This is a genomic window from Methylocystis sp. IM3, from assembly GCF_038070105.1.
In the GTDB taxonomy this organism is placed as follows: domain Bacteria; phylum Pseudomonadota; class Alphaproteobacteria; order Rhizobiales; family Beijerinckiaceae; genus Methylocystis.
Window position 1 is genome coordinate 284,110 of the sequence record NZ_JBBPBZ010000004.1, and the last position, 16,862, is coordinate 300,971.

Annotated in this window: 12 protein-coding genes and 3 pseudogenes; 12 read left to right on the forward strand and 3 right to left on the reverse strand. The window is 56.4% G+C overall.

Going from position 1 to position 16,862, the window contains the following annotated elements; translation table 11 throughout:
• Positions 1-102: 102 nt before the first annotated feature.
• Positions 103-905, reverse strand: a pseudogene (locus WOC76_RS21525) (tyrosine-type recombinase/integrase); the annotation flags it as partial.
• A gap of 48 nt (positions 906-953) precedes the next feature.
• Positions 954-1,772 (reverse strand): annotated as a pseudogene (locus WOC76_RS21530) (tyrosine-type recombinase/integrase); the annotation flags it as partial.
• 200 nt (positions 1,773-1,972) lie between these two features.
• Here WOC76_RS21530 and tnpA point away from each other — a divergent pair.
• From tnpA to WOC76_RS21560, 5 genes are all read left to right on the forward strand, one after another.
• The gene (gene tnpA, locus WOC76_RS21535) at positions 1,973-2,356 is read left to right on the forward strand and encodes an IS66-like element accessory protein TnpA (protein WP_341101852.1); all 384 of its coding nucleotides are present in this window, start codon (positions 1,973-1,975) and stop codon (positions 2,354-2,356) included.
• Positions 2,353-2,700, forward strand: a complete 348-nt coding sequence (gene tnpB / locus WOC76_RS21540; RefSeq protein ID WP_341101850.1) for an IS66 family insertion sequence element accessory protein TnpB — start codon at positions 2,353-2,355, stop codon at positions 2,698-2,700. The genes tnpA and tnpB (WOC76_RS21540) overlap by 4 nt, the downstream gene beginning before the upstream one ends.
• Positions 2,701-2,784: 84 nt before the next feature.
• Positions 2,785-4,434 (forward strand): IS66 family transposase, encoded by a 1,650-nt coding sequence (tnpC, locus tag WOC76_RS21545; RefSeq protein WP_341101848.1) that lies wholly within the window; start codon positions 2,785-2,787, stop codon positions 4,432-4,434.
• Between the two features lie 2 nt (positions 4,435-4,436).
• Positions 4,437-4,670, forward strand: coding sequence for a hypothetical protein (locus tag WOC76_RS21550; protein WP_341101846.1), 234 nt, complete (start codon positions 4,437-4,439; stop codon positions 4,668-4,670).
• An 810-nt stretch (positions 4,671-5,480) separates the two neighbouring features.
• Entirely contained in the window at positions 5,481-5,666 is a 186-nt protein-coding gene (locus tag WOC76_RS21560; protein ID WP_341101889.1) for a hypothetical protein, read from the forward strand.
• A gap of 20 nt (positions 5,667-5,686) precedes the next feature.
• On the opposite strand, the gene WOC76_RS21565 is transcribed toward WOC76_RS21560, so the two are convergent.
• Positions 5,687-7,423 (reverse strand): SulP family inorganic anion transporter, encoded by a 1,737-nt coding sequence (locus tag WOC76_RS21565; protein ID WP_341431584.1) that lies wholly within the window; start codon positions 7,421-7,423, stop codon positions 5,687-5,689.
• Between the two features lie 1,404 nt (positions 7,424-8,827).
• On the opposite strand from WOC76_RS21565, the gene WOC76_RS21570 reads away from it, so the two are divergent.
• The 7 genes and pseudogenes from WOC76_RS21570 to WOC76_RS21600 all read left to right on the forward strand — a co-directional run bounded on the left by WOC76_RS21570 (position 8,828) and on the right by WOC76_RS21600 (position 16,860).
• Positions 8,828-9,259 carry a transposase gene (locus WOC76_RS21570; RefSeq protein WP_341101883.1) on the forward strand — a complete coding sequence of 144 codons (432 nt, stop codon included), beginning with the start codon at positions 8,828-8,830 and terminating at the stop codon, positions 9,257-9,259.
• Positions 9,256-9,456 (forward strand): IS66 family insertion sequence element accessory protein TnpB, encoded by a 201-nt coding sequence (gene tnpB, locus WOC76_RS21575; protein ID WP_445730549.1) that lies wholly within the window; start codon positions 9,256-9,258, stop codon positions 9,454-9,456. The genes WOC76_RS21570 and tnpB (WOC76_RS21575) overlap by 4 nt, the downstream gene beginning before the upstream one ends.
• A 166-nt stretch (positions 9,457-9,622) precedes the next feature.
• A pseudogene (locus WOC76_RS21580) lies at positions 9,623-9,784 on the forward strand (IS66 family transposase); the annotation flags it as partial.
• 362 nt (positions 9,785-10,146) lie between these two features.
• The gene (locus tag WOC76_RS21585; protein ID WP_341101881.1) at positions 10,147-10,485 is read left to right on the forward strand and encodes a hypothetical protein; all 339 of its coding nucleotides are present in this window, start codon (positions 10,147-10,149) and stop codon (positions 10,483-10,485) included.
• 2 nt (positions 10,486-10,487) lie between these two features.
• Positions 10,488-10,919: an ATP-binding protein gene (locus WOC76_RS21590; RefSeq protein WP_341387482.1), complete on the forward strand. Its 432-nt coding sequence runs from the start codon at positions 10,488-10,490 to the stop codon at positions 10,917-10,919.
• A gap of 67 nt (positions 10,920-10,986) precedes the next feature.
• A complete protein-coding gene (locus WOC76_RS21595) occupies positions 10,987-14,322 on the forward strand; it encodes an NAD-glutamate dehydrogenase domain-containing protein (protein ID WP_341387483.1) in 3,336 nt (1,111 codons plus the stop codon).
• Positions 14,323-14,571: 249 nt separating this feature from the next.
• Positions 14,572-16,860, forward strand: coding sequence for a PAS domain S-box protein (locus WOC76_RS21600; protein ID WP_341101870.1), 2,289 nt, complete (start codon positions 14,572-14,574; stop codon positions 16,858-16,860).
• Positions 16,861-16,862: the final 2 nt, after the last annotated feature.

Below are 16,862 nucleotides of genomic sequence, written 5' to 3' on the forward strand. Positions count from 1 at the left end.
CCGAACTATGCCGAACGGGTCCGGTATGGCGCGCCGTTGTGACGCTGGCATCGGCCATCGCATATACGGCCGCCTCGGCTCCATTCGGCATAGTCTGACAGCTCAGAGCGCCTCTAGGAAGGCGAGCAGGCGGTCGTTTGGCTGGAAGCGGTTAGCTTGTCGCGCTCATACGGTGTGAGCTTCGCCAGAGCTGCTTCCTTGAGGGCGAGGTGGGCGTGCAGGTAGGTCTGCGTCGTCTCGACCGATTCATGCCCGAGCCACAGCGCGATCACGGAGCAGTCGACGCCGGCTTGCAGCAGTTCCATCGCAGCGCTGTGCCTCAACACGTGCGGCGATACCCTCTTGGCCTTCAAAGACGGGCAACTCTGGTGGGCGACAAGAACATGCTTTCGAAGCAGCGATTGGACGCTGTCGGCACTGAGCCGGCCCCCGTGCATGTTGGGGAACAATGATGTTGCTCCTTTCCGTACCGGTTCCTTGAGCCATGCCTGAAGCGCGCGCCGAGCGAGTGTGGTCAGCGGAGTGGTCCTCTCCTTCCGTCCTTTGCCGACGCAGCGCACGTGCGCGCCAAACCCGATGTGGACGGCATCCCGATCAAGTCCAGTCAGCTCGGAGAGGCGCAAGCCCGTCTGGACCGCGAGCAGCAGCAAGGTGTGATCGCGGCGGCCAAGCCAGGTCGTTCGATCCGGCGCGGCGAGAATCGCCTCGATCTCGGGGCGCGTCAGGAAGTGCACCTGTCGCTTATCGTGGCGCTTGCTCGGTATGGCGAGCACACGCTGGATCAGCGAACTGTGTTCAGGTTCCTCAAAGGATACAAACCTGAAGAAGGAGCGGATGGCGGTCAGGCGCAAATTACGCGTCTTCGCGCTGGCGCCGCGCTTCGCCTCAAGATCTTTGATACCGGCGCGATCGAGAGCGGTCTTGGCGATCTGGGTGATCGCACATCCGGAAGCAAAGCCGACATGTGGCGCGAGTGTGCGGACAAACAACCGTCGACACGACGACTTTGGGCGGCCATTCCGCAGATATGCAACGATGGCTGCGCCGACGTCTGGCGGTATCGGCATCCGTGCTCGCTGTCGGCCCTTGGCGTGAACGAGCATCTCGCTGGCGCGCCAATCAATATCATCGAGCGTGAGCGTCGAGACCTCGCCGGCGCGCAGGCCGAGCCTGGCCAGCAACAAGAGAATGGCGTGGTCGCGCCGCCCCATTACCGTCGCCCGGTCGCAACCGTCGAGCGCCTTCCGCACCTGAGCGGCAGACAGATAGGTCGGCAGGGTCGCGAGCTTCCAACCTCGTATCGATGGCACGCAATCCGCCAATGCACACGGGTTCAGCTTCTGATGGTGGAGGTAACGTAGAAAGGCGCGCAGCGAGGAGCACATCGCCTTGCCCGTCTTCGGGCTCCAATCCCGGGCGTGGCGCTCAATATAGCCGGTCACGTCTCCCTGGCTGATTTTGCACAGGTCGTCGGCGCCGCCGGGGCACACCTCATGCAGGAACCTGCGATTGACCGGGAGATGCCGAATGATGGATTTCGGAGCCAAGCCGCGTTCTGACAGCAAGTAGGCATCGAACTCCCTGAAGATCCGATCGTGCGGGGTGAGAGGCGGCGGAACCATCGGCGCGATCGCGCCTTCCTCGCGCAGGACCGACAGCCATCGCCTGAGCGCGGCTCGGTCGCCGGGTTGGATAGAAACGAGATGCCCGTGCGGTCCGCTTTTGAGACGCCGGTACAGCTGGCTTCTACCCAGGTAGTCTTCAACTTCCATCTTCCTGTTCTCCGCTGTTTGAAGCGGAGGGACAGAACGAACTATGCCGAGCTGATCATACACCGATCAGAGAAAAATCAGGGGAAAAGGCGTATCGCTCCGGCGAGGGCCGCCTGGCGTTGAATGCCGGTTCCTGGATAGCTGTCTGACGATGGCGCGGTGATCGTGTCCATTTCAAATACAAGCGGACACTATCAGCGATGTCGACAGACCATCATGACGAGGATTCCGTATCACCAGAGCGCCGCCGCCGCCGATCTTGGACCCTGGAGGAGAAGCGCGGCATTGTCGGCGAATGCCTCGAGGGCGGCGCCTCGATCGCCGAGGTCGCGCGACGCCACGACCTCAACGCCAACCAGCTCTTCTCTTGGCGTCGGCAGTTTGGCGTTGAGGCGGCGGCGCCGAAGGAGCTCGCGCCGATCCTGCCCGTAACAATCTCGCGGGATGCGACGGCGGACTATTCCGATCGAGGGTCGAACGGCCAGATGGAGATTGTTCTCGCCGGGGGCGATCGGATCCTCGTGTGGGCGGACGTGGAGCCGGCGGCGCTGTCACGGGTGCTGGAGGCATTGTCGCGGCGATGATTCCGGTTCCGAGCGGCGTGAGGGTCTGGATTGCGACCGGCCATACCGACATGCGCCGCGGCATGCAGGGGCTGGCGCTGCAGGTGCAGGAGCAATTGAAGCGCGACCCGCACGCGGGCGATCTCTACATCTTCCGTGGCCGCCGTGGCGATCTCGCCAAAATTCTCTGGCATGACGGCGTCGGCCTGTCGCTTTACGCCAAGCGTCTGGATCGCGGGAAGTTCATCTGGCCGTCGGCGACGGCAGGGGCGGTTTCGATCTCGGCGGGGCAGATGGCCTATATGCTGGAAGGGATCGATTGGAGAAACCCGCAACTGACCTGGCGGCCGGAACGCGCCGGATAGAGCGCTCCCGACCGAGTAAAAAAAGCGTGGTCGCGTGCATTTTAGGGCGCTTCAAATCACGCGATTTATGATTCACTCCCTCTCATGGATGCCGCTGACGCCGAGCTTGCCCGCGAGAACGCCGCCCTGAAAGCGGCGCTGGCCGTCGCTCAGACAAAGGCCCTGGAAGTTGCGGCGGAATTGGCGGTCGCCCGCGCGAAAGCGTCGGAAGACATGGCGCTGATCGCGCAACAGAAGCTTAGGATCGCGAAACTGGAGCGCCAGATCTTCGGGCAGCGGTCTGAGCGGTCCGTGAGATTGATCGATCAACTGGCGCTCACCTTCGAGGAGTTGGAAGCTGCGGCGACGGAAGACGAGCTTGCGGCCGAAAAGGCTGTCGTCAGGACGACTGTCGCAGGATTTACGCGCAAGCGTCCGGAGCGCACTACATTCCCCGACCACCTTCCTCGCGAGCGCGTCGTGATTGAGGCGCCGACGGCATGCGAATGCTGCGGGAGCGCGCGTCTGCGCAAGCTCGGCGAGGATGTGACGCGCACATTGGAAACGACGCCCCGTCAGTGGAAGGTGATCGAGACGGTGCGGGAGAAGTTCACCTGCCGGGATTGCGAGAAGATCAGTCAGGCGCCGGCCCCATTCCACGTGATTGCGCGAGGATGGGCGGGGGCGAGCCTGCTGGCGATGATCGTGTTCGAGAAGTTTGGCCAACACCAGCCTTTGAACCGCCAGGCCGAGCGCTATGCCCTGGAAGGCGTGCCGATCGCGCTGTCGACGATGGCCGACGCGGTGGGCTCGGTCTGCACGGCCCTCGATCCTCTGCTCCGCCGTGTGGAAGCTCATGTCATGGCGGCCGAACGCCTGCATGGCGACGACACGACCGTGCCGGTTTTGGCCAAAGGCAAGACTGATACCGGGCGGTGCTGGATTTATGCTCGAGACGACAAACCGTTCGGCGGCGCCGGGCCGCCGGCGGCGATGTTCTACTATTCGCGCGATCGCCGGGGCGAACATCCACAGGCGCATCTGGCGGGATATTCCGGCATCCTGCAAGCCGACGCCTATGACGGCTACAACAGGCTCTATCTGGCGGATCGCAAGCCGGGTCCGGTCAAGGAGGCGGCGTGCTGGGTTCACGCACGGCGCCCGTTCTTCGCCATGGCGGATCTGGATGAGAACGCGCGCCGCAAAGCGGCGGGTAAAAAGGAAATCCCTTTGTCGCCGATCGCGATCGAGGTGGTGCGCCGCATCGACGTCCTTTTCGAGATCGAGCGGTCCATTAACGGTAAGAGCGCCGAAGAACGCCTGGCGGTTCGCCACACGCTGAGCCGACCGCTGGTCGATGATCTGCAGGACTATTTGCGCACGCAGGCAGCGAGGCTCTCGCGCGGGCATGATCTGGTCAAGGCGATCAATTACATGCTCAAACGTTGGGCGGCGTTCACGCTGTTCCTTGAAGATGGACGCGTGTGCATGTCCAACAATGCCGCGGAACGAGGGCTAAGGGGCATCGCGCTCGGAAGAAAATCATGGCTGTTCTGCGGGTCGGACCGCGGAGGGCAGCGGGCCGCGGCCATGTATAGTCTCGTTGTCACCGCACGGATGAATGGCGTCGATCCGCAGGCTTGGCTCGCCGACGTCCTCTCGCGCATCGCCCTCCATCCCGCACACCGCCTCGATGAACTGCTGCCCTGGAATTGGGTGGCAAAAGGTCCGGCAGCCTTCGCTCGTGTCGCCTGATAATGCACGTCAACAAGGTCTCTCACATCACGACGATCAGCCAGGTCGCCAAAGAACTTGGTGAGAACGAGGATTGGCTGTTCGACGTCGCTGCCGAGATGGAGCCCGAAGATGGTCTCATATGGGTCCACGGGATCACGTACGACGGCGTGATGGCGTTCACCGACTTCGGAATCGATAACCTGATCGAGCTGATCAAAATGTATAAGGCCGATCCGACACTCCTCAAGCGTTAAAACGCCCCGACGCCGACACCTGCGGCCTATGCCGGATGGCTACGAAAAGGCCAACCCGTTCGGCATAGCTCGGCGGGCGGCATAAACGTGCTTATGCCGCGCTCGGCATAAACAGGTCGCAATCAGCGTGTAGATCGTCGCCGCCCCGCTGCCCGCCGCGATCCTCGATCACTGCTGTGATGCGTGGAACAGCCTCGTCGAACAACCCTGGCGCATCATGTCCATCGGGCTGCGTGAATGGGCCTATAGGTTCGAACCAACGCGGGTTGGTATTAGAACCTTGAACATGAGCACGTGATCGAAAGGCGACCGGCTGCCCCTCGAACGGTCGTCGCCGGAAATTGCCTTCCCCATGACCGGAACAGCTCGAAATCGACGAGCACGGTTAGCCATTCCAGATCATCGTCCTTGGCTGAGAGTTCCGCCAGCCGCTCGTCTACGTCAACGTCAAAGAACCCCGAGGCCTCTCTCGTCATGTCCGCCATCCACTTGACATGACAAAATAAATCCGATCAGCCCTGATTTGCCCAGGGAAAACGTAAATCAACCTCGGTCACTTCTCGGTGAAAAACCCGGATCAACTCTCAGCGGAAATCAACAGTCTCCATAACAGCGCGCTCGCGCCGTTTCCCTCGACTATCGATGGCCGGTCACAAACGGCGAGGATCATATTGGAGACCTACTTCTCGGCATCGAAGATTCGCGGTATCTGCGGAGCGGGAAATATCCTGGCGGTTTCGCAGCCAAGCAGCCGTGCGATACTGGGGGATCGCAGCGCAGCTCGGCCAAATCGTGACCCGGCAAGGGATCATGCCGAGCACATTGATCTGCGGCGTTCAGCGAACACTTGCGCACATGTCGATGTTCGCGCGCATGGGAGGGCGTCACAACCACAACACCATTTTCGGCTCAGGCTCTTTCGCCAGCACCTTGCTGAAATCGGCGTTTGTCGGCCGGCAGCTGCCGGATTGCAGCCTGTCGGGTCGTGCCTGGTGATTCACAATAACGCACCGCAACTATCTTGCGTTTTCTTGAGAATACGGAGACGAGAATGTAGTTTCATTGATAAGAGCTCGCGCAGTTATTTCGTTGGGGACGAACGTTGCAATTGTGCCCCGTAAACCATTGGCTAAAAGTGTCTGTTGTACGTGAGCGTTTGCGCCTGCAATTAATATTTGCTTTCCAGCAGCGCTGGCGCTACGCGAAAACGAAATAAACGCTTCGGCCGCAGATCCATCCACTAGTGGAACTCTGCTAAAGTCCAAGATGAAAACGCTTGGCTCCGGGTCTATCGCTTCCAGAACGTTAAGAATTGTGGAACTAACCCCAAAAAAAAGTGGTCCACGAATCCGATAAACCAGAGCGCCATCATGGTCACAAAGCCCATTAATATGATGATTTCCATCCTCATCGACTTCGTCATGCGCGCCACTCAGGTTTTCGTTGACTTGTTCTTCCACGAATTTCGCCATCCGATGCATAAAGATCAAGGATCCAAAAGAGACACCGACCGCGATTCCCTCGGTAGCGTCACGAAGGGCTGTAATCAGAAATGTAGTCACCAAGACGATCGCTTCGTACCGATCGCTTCTCAGAATCATCAAAATCGCGGCGCGGTCAATCATGTCCCAGCCGACCAGAACAAGGACCGCGGACAAAGTCGCGAGCGGAATGTGAAATGCTATTGGCGCGGCCAGAAGCACAACCCCTCCCAAAAGTAAAGCCGAAAGAACGCCCGCGATTGGGCTGCGCGCGCCAGCACGGATATTTGTCGCCGTTCGAGTCAGCGCGCCGGCGCAGCAAATACCACCGAACATGCCAGTAAGGATATTAGCATAGCCCTGCGCGACCAACTCACAATTGGAGTTGTGGCGAGACCCCGTCATTCCATCTGCAATCACTGCTGAGAGCAATGACTCGATTGCGCAAAGAATTGCAATGACAATTGCCGTCGGCACAACATCGAAGGCATCAGCAAACGCTAGATGGGGAAGAAACGCATCAGGAGCGAGACCCGGGAAGCTACCGAATTTGGAGCCGACTGTGTCCACTGGCAGGTCAAACGCCGCCGACGCAAAGGTCCCAAACACGATTGTTGCCAACATACTCGGAAAACGAGGTCGACGTTGACGCTGGTAAATGAGATAGGCCAGTGAGCCCGCCGAAAGCAGTGCGGTCCAATTACGCATTGCCCCAAGCGAACTCCAGATGGCCGCCAGTTTGGGAACCAAACTAGCGGGCTCGTGAGGCAGGTCTACGCCTAGCAATCCCTTCAGCTGGCTTGCGAGAAGGTTAACGGCGACTCCCGCGCTAAACCCAATCGGAACGGCATGTGGTATGTATTTAACGTAAGACCCTACCCTCATATAGCCCAGCAAAAGCAACATTAATCCGGAGAGTATCGTCGCCGCAAAAAGTCCCTGTAAGCCATGACGCTCTATCGTCGCGCTGATAAGGGAAACGAAGGCCGCGGCGGGTCCTCCTATCTGGAAGCTGCTTCCTCCGAGTACCGAAACCACCCCACCTCCTATTACTGCACATAATAGTCCCGCTATAGGAGGAGCTCCAGACGCCACGGCAAGGGCCATTGATAGTGGAAGGCCAACAACAGCGACGGTTGCGCTCGCGATCGTATCAGCTTTTAGATCTTCGAAGGCGTAGCCTCGTCTCAGCCTTTTGTAGAGCTGAGGAATAAACTCCTTAGAAAATCGTAGTTGAAAGTTAAGGCGATCTGCGGGTGCAACTTCGGTCATTCTCTTAGCTATCCTACTCGCGCATTTATTTCATTTTTCGACGGCTTCGACTCCAGACGTGGGAGGGTTTCGAAGATTGTTATGACTCATTATTTGCATGTTTACACTACTGCTCCTTCGGGTTGAGCCTGTTAGGCTTTACGTTTATCTATGCCGTTCTAACCGTCGGAGTCTTAGAGGACTTTGCAAATGTGTGCCTTCCCTTATGTTCGAGCGGACGCCTCAGTCGCGTCTAGTTCTTGCAGCGGTTTTCGAGGTCAGCCGTGGTGCGTAATATGCCATATTTTCGTCTCCTTTGAACACACCAGGAATACTGTTGCTTGTGCGGGATTGCATTTTACCGATCGTCTCGACTAATGTGTTGGGACACTTCCACATACCAGATCAAGCTCCGCAAATTGAAGTTGAATTAGCGTCGGTTCATTCTGCCTTTTATTGGCAGACGGTTGTCTCTTGGTGAGCTGATTACGCGCGATCCGTCTCCATATAGTCGAGATCGGCCAGAGTTCCCTTCGAAGACTTGGCCATGAGGCAACCGACGAATGTAGTTGCGCTCATCCGTTTATCTTGGCGCATTTCAGAGGTGAGATATCTCCGCAGTATACTTCATTCGAAGGACGGGAGAGCCTTTGGTTCGCCGACCAAGGCTCCATAACAAAAACTGATCGCGCCGCGAACCTAGAGTAGATGCGCGAATTAGAGTCATACCCCTCCCTCCGTTTCCTAGGTCAATAGGCTGGCAGCTATGTCGTCTCACGACCGACAGGATATCGCCACCCGACATAAACGAGATGCGGTTTTTTGTCGCACCGGGGAAAGGTCTCGTTGTTGTAGTTATGTAACTGCCTGGGTTGGACGGTCGTCCAGTGGGAGCAGCGGCAACAGACCACCGTCGAGTGACGGGCCGAAAAATTCGGTACTAGTGAAGAGTCTGGCCGAACGCACGGTGCAAAAAGCCGGGCGGTCAAAAAAAGGCCACAAGGGCGAAACGCTTCGGTAGAGCGCCGCGCTCGACGAGTTTGTCGATGATCATCCAGCGGCCTGCGCGGAATGCGGCGTCGCGGTGAAGCTGGACATGATAAAGGGACAGATCCCTGCCAGGTGTTCGACCTTCTCGAACCACAACCGCTCGTGTCATCGCGCATCGCGCGCATGAATGTCGCTGCGTCTGTTGCAGCGTGAGGAGGTGGGCGACTTTTCCCGAAGGTGTCAACGGTCTTCGTCGTCTATCTGTCGAATTACCAGCTGTTGTCCAAAGAACGTCTGGTCAGTCTGATGACGGATCTTTTTGGCGTCAGACTTTACGCCGCCACCGTCGTCAACATGGTAAGCGCTGTGACGGCCCCACCTTCAAACGGGAGATGAAAGCGGCGAGTCTGATTTCCTGATTTGGAGATAAGGCTCGTGTCTAGACTTGATCCTTCGATTGAGCCGAACGGCACCGGGTTGCGGCGCATCGAGGTAAACACAAGAGCTGGCGGTCGTCGCCGGTGGTCTGAGGCGGAGAAGGCGCTGGAGGTCGAAGAGTCGCTGGCTCCCGACGCGGTCGTCTCGCAGGTCGCGCGTCGACATGGCGCGACGCCGCAGCAACTCTTCACCTGGCGAAGGGAGGCGCGTCGGAGGGCGGAGGTGGAGGGCGCTCCGCCATTTGTTCCGGCAATTTCGGAGAACGGCGCCGCTGTGCGCAGACTGGCGCCTGCGCCGAAGTCGGCGCCCGCGGCTCCCGTCGTGGAAATCGAGATGGGCGAGACGCATTTGTGGATCTGGCGCGACGCAGATATCGGCATGGCGACGGCGATCCTGCGCGCGCTCCGAACTGTCCCGGGCGCCAAGTGATCGGCCCGACGGGCGCAGTGCGCGTTATGGTCGCGACGAAGCCCGTAGACTTCCGCAAGGGCGCGGAGGGTCTCGCAGCGTTGGTGCGTGAGACGATGCATTGTGATCCCTTCGACGGCTCCATCTATGTTTTCCGCGCGAAAAGGACGGACCGCGTCAAACTGGTCTTTTGGAACGGCACGGGCGTCTCGGAGTGATGCGCCTGTCGGCGGCGCAATTTTCGGCGCTGCTCGAAGGGCTCGATTGGAAGCGTGTGCATGTGAAAGAAACGCCGGCGCCAATGCCGCCCGGCTGCTCTCTGCATAGTGAATCATGCCCCCAAAGTCCGTCGCGACGCGCCGGAAAATGTGCTCTGCTTGGCTTATGCCGCAGGCGATTGAAGCGCTCCCCGACGATCCCAACGAACTGAAGGCGATGCTCCTCGCCGAGCGGGCACGCAACGAGCGCCTCGTTCAGATCATCAAGGAAATGCAGCGCCATCGCTTCGGTGGTCGTGCCGAGACGCTCCCCGAAGACCAATTAATCAAATTGGACTTGGTCATCGCGACGTTAGGCCGAAGGCGCCCGACAGGAAGCTCTTCAGCCATACCTCAGCAGCAATGGAGTTACACCCCGAGATTACCACGTTTCGCATTTCTCTTGGCGCGGCTTCACAATTTAAACGACCTCGTGGGTGTCCTCGAACGACGTTCTACCACGAGGGTCCCGCCGTTGATGGAATTATTTGACGCGTAATACCACCGCTTGAGGCGGAGAACGCGTTGAACTCATCGGAGCGCCGTACCGACTTGCGCCTTTAGCGTTTCATGAAGGAAAGAGCATTGCCAATGTGTGCCCGGCAGCTATTTTGAGGTACACCGTGGGAGGCTCGGGGCGTGGGCGTGACAATGAGTATATTCGCCAAAGAAAATGAGAATGAGGTAGTCCTGAGCTCAAAAAAAGACCGGGTCCATGTTCATAACTCGGGAGAACCGACCGAGCATATTTCGGCGCTGTTAGAGACGAGACCACGTGACATCATCATCGACCTGCATCAGCTCGACTTCACAGATAGCCCTAGGTTCGGCAACCCGCTCGCTGGGCACAAAAACGTTATCCGGCCCTTTTTCGACTTCGTTCTCAAAGATTTAGAGGCTGGAGTGAAGTCCGTGCTCGAGTTGACCTGGCTTGACCGGGCTTTAGACATCAATCCTGATCCTAGCCGACTCTCGAGTGAGAGGGCCTAGGCATGCGTAATTCCCAAGGATCCGAATTGCACTTGGATATCCGAGTGCCCAATCGAACTAAATATCTGAAGCTCGTTGGCAATATCGCTGAGCTTGTTGCTAGCGAAATCGACATCGCGGCTAGCAAACGTGACGCTCTAGCCTATCACCTCAACTTGGTCGTGACCGAAGCAGTGACAAACGCTATTCAATACGGTCGTAAGAGCGCCGCGAAGGCAAAGGTCAGAATATTGCTCTTATATACCAACAAGGACCTCTGCGTTCGCGTCTACGATCACGGGACTGGTTTTGATCTCGACTCCGCAGGCCCGCCCGACGATTTGTTGAGCGAACGTGGGCGCGGGCTTTTCCTCATTCGATGGCCGATGGATAGCATCGAGTATTACAAGACAAAGTCTGGTAATATTCTCGAAATGAAGAAACGGGTGGAGTAATTTCGTCGCGCCTCGAACTCGGGGAGCTGCGCTATACGCAAATTCGACGCATCCAAGAAGCCGCAACATGGATTGGGAGCTTAACCTTCACCAACTAATCAAGCGGGTGACGGTGCGTTTAGGCCTACCGGACCCTTCATTCCGCTACGACCGGGGCTTTCCTCTGGAATACAAAACACTTTTCTCGCCACGCCGCGCGATCAGAGACGTTCTTTATATGGATCGGGTCGTACGAGGCAACGACGATGCGTTTGATTTGCGACCTCCAACGGCTGGCGACCAGCTCGCCTGTCATTACATCGTCTTCTACGGCTCTCACCGACGCAATCTAGACGAGGTTCTGCCCCTATTGCGGAATTTGGGATTGCGGGTAGTCGATCAGACGCAGTTCGAAATCGCCCCCGACGTTGACACACGATACCTCATACGAAAATTTTCTGTCACGTCTAGCTTTGACGCCGCACAGCGCCTGACGCCTTTCAGATTTAGCCTATTGGAGGCCCTTGATGCACTCCTTTCGGGTCAAACCGACGACGACCCCTTGAATGGATTGATTCTCCGATGTGGTCTCGACTGGCGACAAGTCGACCTCCTTCGCGCCTATTGCAATTACTACCTGCAGATATCCAAAGGCTATGGACGTCGTCGCGTCCACCGGGCATTACTCACAAATTACGACGCAGCCTTGTTGCTGTACAAATACTTCAACGCCCGCTTCGCAGTAGACCGGTCTTCTAGCGACGCCCAAGAGCGCCGGGCTGAGAAGCTGGCGCAGCTGCGGATTGATCTAATAGATTCGCTCGAAAAGGTCGCCGAGCCTAGTGACGACAGGATTTTGCGCGATCTGTTCAATATTATTGACTCCACTTTGCGGACCAACTTCTTTCTCCCGGCTAACAGCGACGAGACTCGATGCATCGCCCTAAAAATTAGCGGCCTGGGCGTGATAAACATGCCAGCGCCAAAACCTTGGAACGAGATATATATTCACTCACCTTCAATGGAAGGCGTTTACTTGCGCAGCGCCAGAATCGCGCGAGGCGGCGTACGCTGGTCTAGACTTCGCGATAACTTCAGAGACGAAATACTCAACCTGCTGCGGGCTCAAATGGTTAAGAACGCGGTGGTTGTCCCGCAGGGCGCGCAGGGAGGCTTCGTCATCAAAATTCACAGCGAGGATAAGACAGACGCCAAGGAGAAAGCCGGCGAGGCGTATGAGCTTTTTCTGCGAGGATTGCTTGATTTGATTGACAATACGGGCGAGGAGGTCGGCCCTTCGAAGGGTCTAGTCTGTTATGATGGCCTCGACGCTTATTTCGTCATAGATGCTGCCTCTGATAGTGACGTGGGAAGACTGTCTGATCGTGCGAATGAGATTGCAGCGAAATACGACTTTTGGCTCGATGATGCCTTCGTCACTGGGGGGGCATTCGGCTTCGATCACAAATTACTTGGCATCGTGGCGAAAGGGGCGTGGACGTGTGTGAAGAGGCATTTTTACGAATTGGGCCGCGATATCGATGAACAGATCCTAACAGTCGTCGGCGTCGGGGAAATCGGGAGCGAAGCCTTCGGCGGCGCTATGTTGCAGTCCAGCAACATTAGATTAATCGGCGCGTTCAATGCTGACTACATTTTCGTTGACCCAACTCCTGATCGGATAGCCGCTTTTGGGGAACGGAAACGCCTTTTCGACACTCCAGGTTCAACCTGGCGCGACTACAACCCGTTTCTCATCTCAGCCGGCGGCGGTGTATTTTCGCGCTCGTCCAAGAATATTATGTTGAGTCTTGAAGCACAGGAATTGCTGGGCACTCGCAATACTTCACTGGAAGGCGACGAGCTAATTCGGCTGTTGTTAAAGCTGCCCGTCGATCTGTTGTGGATGGGCGGAATTGGCACTTATGTGAAGGCAAGTTTTGAGGTGAATGAAACCGTGGCCGATCGCGCCAATGACACCGCCCGAGTGAGCGCCCCAGAGATCAAAGCTAAAGTGGTCGGCGAGGCTGCGAGCCTTGGTTTCACCCAGCGAGCTAGAGTTGAATATGCGCGCAAAGGCGGGCGAATCAACACGGACGCCATTGACCATTCCGGAAGCGTTGATCTTTCAGACCATGAAGTCAACATCAAGATCCTGATGTTGTCCAGGCCTGACAACGCTCCATTAGGAGCTAATCGGGATGAACGATATCGCATTTTGCGCGAAGTGGCAGACGAAGTCGGTCAGTTAGTGGTCCATAATAATTACACTCAATGTTTGTGCTTATCTCTGGAGAGGGCCCGTTGTCTGGATAACATCGCCTCTTTCTTAGACGTTGCGGACTTACTCGAGAACGCCGGCTTTCTAAATCGCTCAGCTGCACCCTTCCCGCTGCGGAAGGAGGCAGCAAGCCGCGAGGCGGGGCTTATGCGGCCGGAGCTCGCAATATTAATAGCTAACGCGAAGCTAGCAGTGAAACGAATGTTAATCGAAACGTCAAGTGTTCTCGACGAGGATTGGGCGCGTGAGTTTCTTGCGGGATATTTTCCCGAGCGCCTACGCAGGGATTTTTCTGAGCGCCTGCATGACCACCCACTCGCTCACGAGATTGCGGCCACGGTTATCAGCAATAAGATAATCGATCAGGCAGGCGTCGGTTTCCTGATCGGACCTAGCCAATTGGATGCGAGTTCGGTAAGCGAGGCCGTTGGGATTTATATAGCCTTCGACAAAATTCTGCAGGGTGACCGGTGGCGCCACGCCCTACACTCACTAGACGGCAATCTGACCACCGAGCGCCAGTATGAACTGCTCTTGCAGCTCGAAGACGCTTTGGCCTTTCTCTGTCGCTGGACCTGGGAGCATGGGCTACGGCTGACGCCAGACCGCGACGTCCTCAACGAATGGGACGCCGATCTGCGACAATATCTGAATTACCTCGACCAAAGTCGGGAGTTCGGTCTTCTGGCGTCCGGAGCCCCGGATGTCTCCCGAGTGTTGTTCCTCAATCGTCTCCGCGACTTTCCCGTACTGGTCCACCTGACGAAATGTTCGGGCAGAAACTTCCTGGAGGTCGTGAGAGCGTTCGACAATTTCACCAAGATAATTGGATTAAGGGAAATTGCCGGCCTTATCGAAGAAGTAAGACCTCGGGACAAATGGGAGAGGCGTCTGCAGAGCGGGCTGGACGATCAGCTTCGCTCCGCCGCTGCTCGATTCGTGGAGGCGCAGTTGAAATCCGGGTCTCAAGACGCATCGACCTTCTTTGAAACATTCGGTCTCGTCAGCCATCACGTCAAATTTCAGCGACTGCGACAAGAACTTGATGAGGCATCTCCAGCGACGCTCACGCCATTTGCTGCGTTAGCGTCTCAATTAGACGCATTCGTTGACGCCTGCGCCACCGCGGGCGATCGGAGCTGAAGCCACGCCCGCTCCGTAAAAGTCACAGGGCATCAGGATGCAATATTGTGCTTGGACGAAACTAACGCAACGCAATAACTTTGCGTTATAAAAAGAAGGTAGGTGCGCGGGATTATCACCACGTCCACGAGCTAAAGTATCGGGAAGAACTTTTGCTTCTAAGTGTGTCGCCATAGAGAAGGGTCTCCCTTGCGTGAGTCGAAATAGGCTACTCGGGACAGCGATTCCTCTTAATCGGAGGTAGGCGAAATGATAAAATGGCGAAGATACGGACCAAGGCTGCATCCGCGGATATTTGCGAAACTTAATAATACGCTTCATGATATTTTGGACGCCATACCGGAGGGCGTCATCTTGATCGACGACACGGGGACCATTCAATATTTCAACTCTGGTGCCGAAAGATTGTTTGGGTATCCACGCGCCGAGGTCATCGGGAGAAACATTAAGATTCTAATGCCGCCGTTAGACCGGGAGGCTCACGATCAATACCTTTCAAGCTATTTGCGAACTGGAATCAGAAAAATTATTGGACTCGGACGCGAAGTTACAGCTCAACGTAAGGACAGCAGCGCATTCCCGATCTTTTTGTCTATCGGAGAGATGAGATTCGGGGAAAGGCGGATGTTCGTGGGAATCGCGCAGGACCTAACAAGCCGCAGACAAGTGGAACAAAAATTGCTGACGCTCTCCTCCGCCATAGACCAAAGCCCAAATGCTGTGCTTATATCGAATAAGGATGGTGTGATTGAATACGTGAATGAAAGCTTTGTGAGACTGACGGGTTACGACGCCAATGAACTCGTAGGACAAAATCCGAGGCTACTTCGATCGGGTCATACTGATCGCGACCAATATCGTCATTTATGGCACGCAATTCTTAACGGTCGCGAATGGCATGGCGAGATTGAGGACCGTAGAAAGGGCGGCGCACTTTATTGGGCCAAGCAGACGATAACGCCGTTGCGCGACGCGCTCGGCCAGATCACGCATTATCTTGCGATTCAAGAAGACATCACGGCGCTGAAGCGCCAACAAGAGGCACTTGCTGAGAGTGAGGAACGTTTCCGCAATGTGGCGGACATGACGGGGGAGTGGTTGTGGGAGCAAGATCAGGAGGGACGCTATACGTACAGCAGTGCAGCGGTTATTGGTATTCTTGGCTACACTCCTGAGGAAATTATCGGGAAGAGCTACCTCGAGCTGCAATGCCCAAGCGATCCAGCTTTGGTCCCATCGAACCCCACGCTACCGTACTTTCGGCTAGTCAACCAATATCGTCACAAAAGTGGACGCATCGTCTTCACGGAGTCGAGCGGAGCGCCAATCCTAGGTGACCCTGGTGAGATTTTACGATGGCGCGGCGTAGATCATGACATAACTGAACGTAAGGCATTCGAGGATGCCTTGCGCTTACGCAATCGCGCAATGGAGTCTTTGCGTGTCGGCGTCGCGATATGCGACGCGCGAGTACCAGGCTTCCCTAACATCTACGTCAATCCCGCGCTGTGTCAAATTACAGGCTATGCGTCAGAAGAATTGATCGGCCAAAATACTCGTCTGTTGCGCGGCCCCGAAACCGATCCCGAAACCATAGATCGGATAAACCGAGCGCTTGAACTTGGTCGCGACTACGAGGCAACAGTCAGAAGTTACCGTAAGGGAGGCGTCGCGTTTTGGAACGAGCTTTTCATCTCGCCTGTAGCAGACGAAAACGGGAATATCACGCATTATGTGGAGATTCACACAGATGTAACCGAACGACGAAAGGCTGAGGAGAATCAACAGCAATTGGAGCTTGCAAAGCGTATTCAACTCTCGCTTCTACCCGATGCGCCACTGCGCCTGTCCGCTGCCCAGATCGCGGGAGTTTGCGTACCTGCGACGCACATCGGCGGTGATTACTTCGATTTCTTCGAAAATTCCACTACAATAGTTATCACGATCGCGGATGTCTCCGGGCACAGTGTCGGCGCCGCGCTTCTGATGACTGGGCTACGGAGCGCATTACGCCTTGAGACGCGTATCCGCGGGGCAAATGGGGCCAGCCCGGCAACAATCCTGAGAGAGTTGAATGAAGTGCTTTATGACGATCTAAACAAGACAGAATCGTTTATTACTATGTTCTTCACGAAGTATGAACCCCACACAGGTTTGCTGCATTATGCCAATGCAGGTCATAATCAAGCGCTAGTGTTACGGGCCTCCACCAACGAATGCCTATCATTGGATTCAGAAGGGTTAATCTTGGGGGCGTTGCAGAATGTGGAATTCGAAGAGAAAAGCATCCAGCTTTTCGCCGGTGACTTACTTACGCTTTATACAGACGGAGTTAACGAGGCCAGAAACCCGCAGGGGGAATTTTTTGGGATTGAACGATTGCGGGCGGCGCTGCTAAGGCACCGCGATCTGCCTCCCGATGAACAGGTATCGCGGATCCTTGCAGAGGTGCAAGCTTTTTGCGCGGATTATCCCTTGGCCGACGATGTCGCGATAGTCATCATGAAGGCTCTGGAACGGTCCATTTCTCTGGGGTGAAT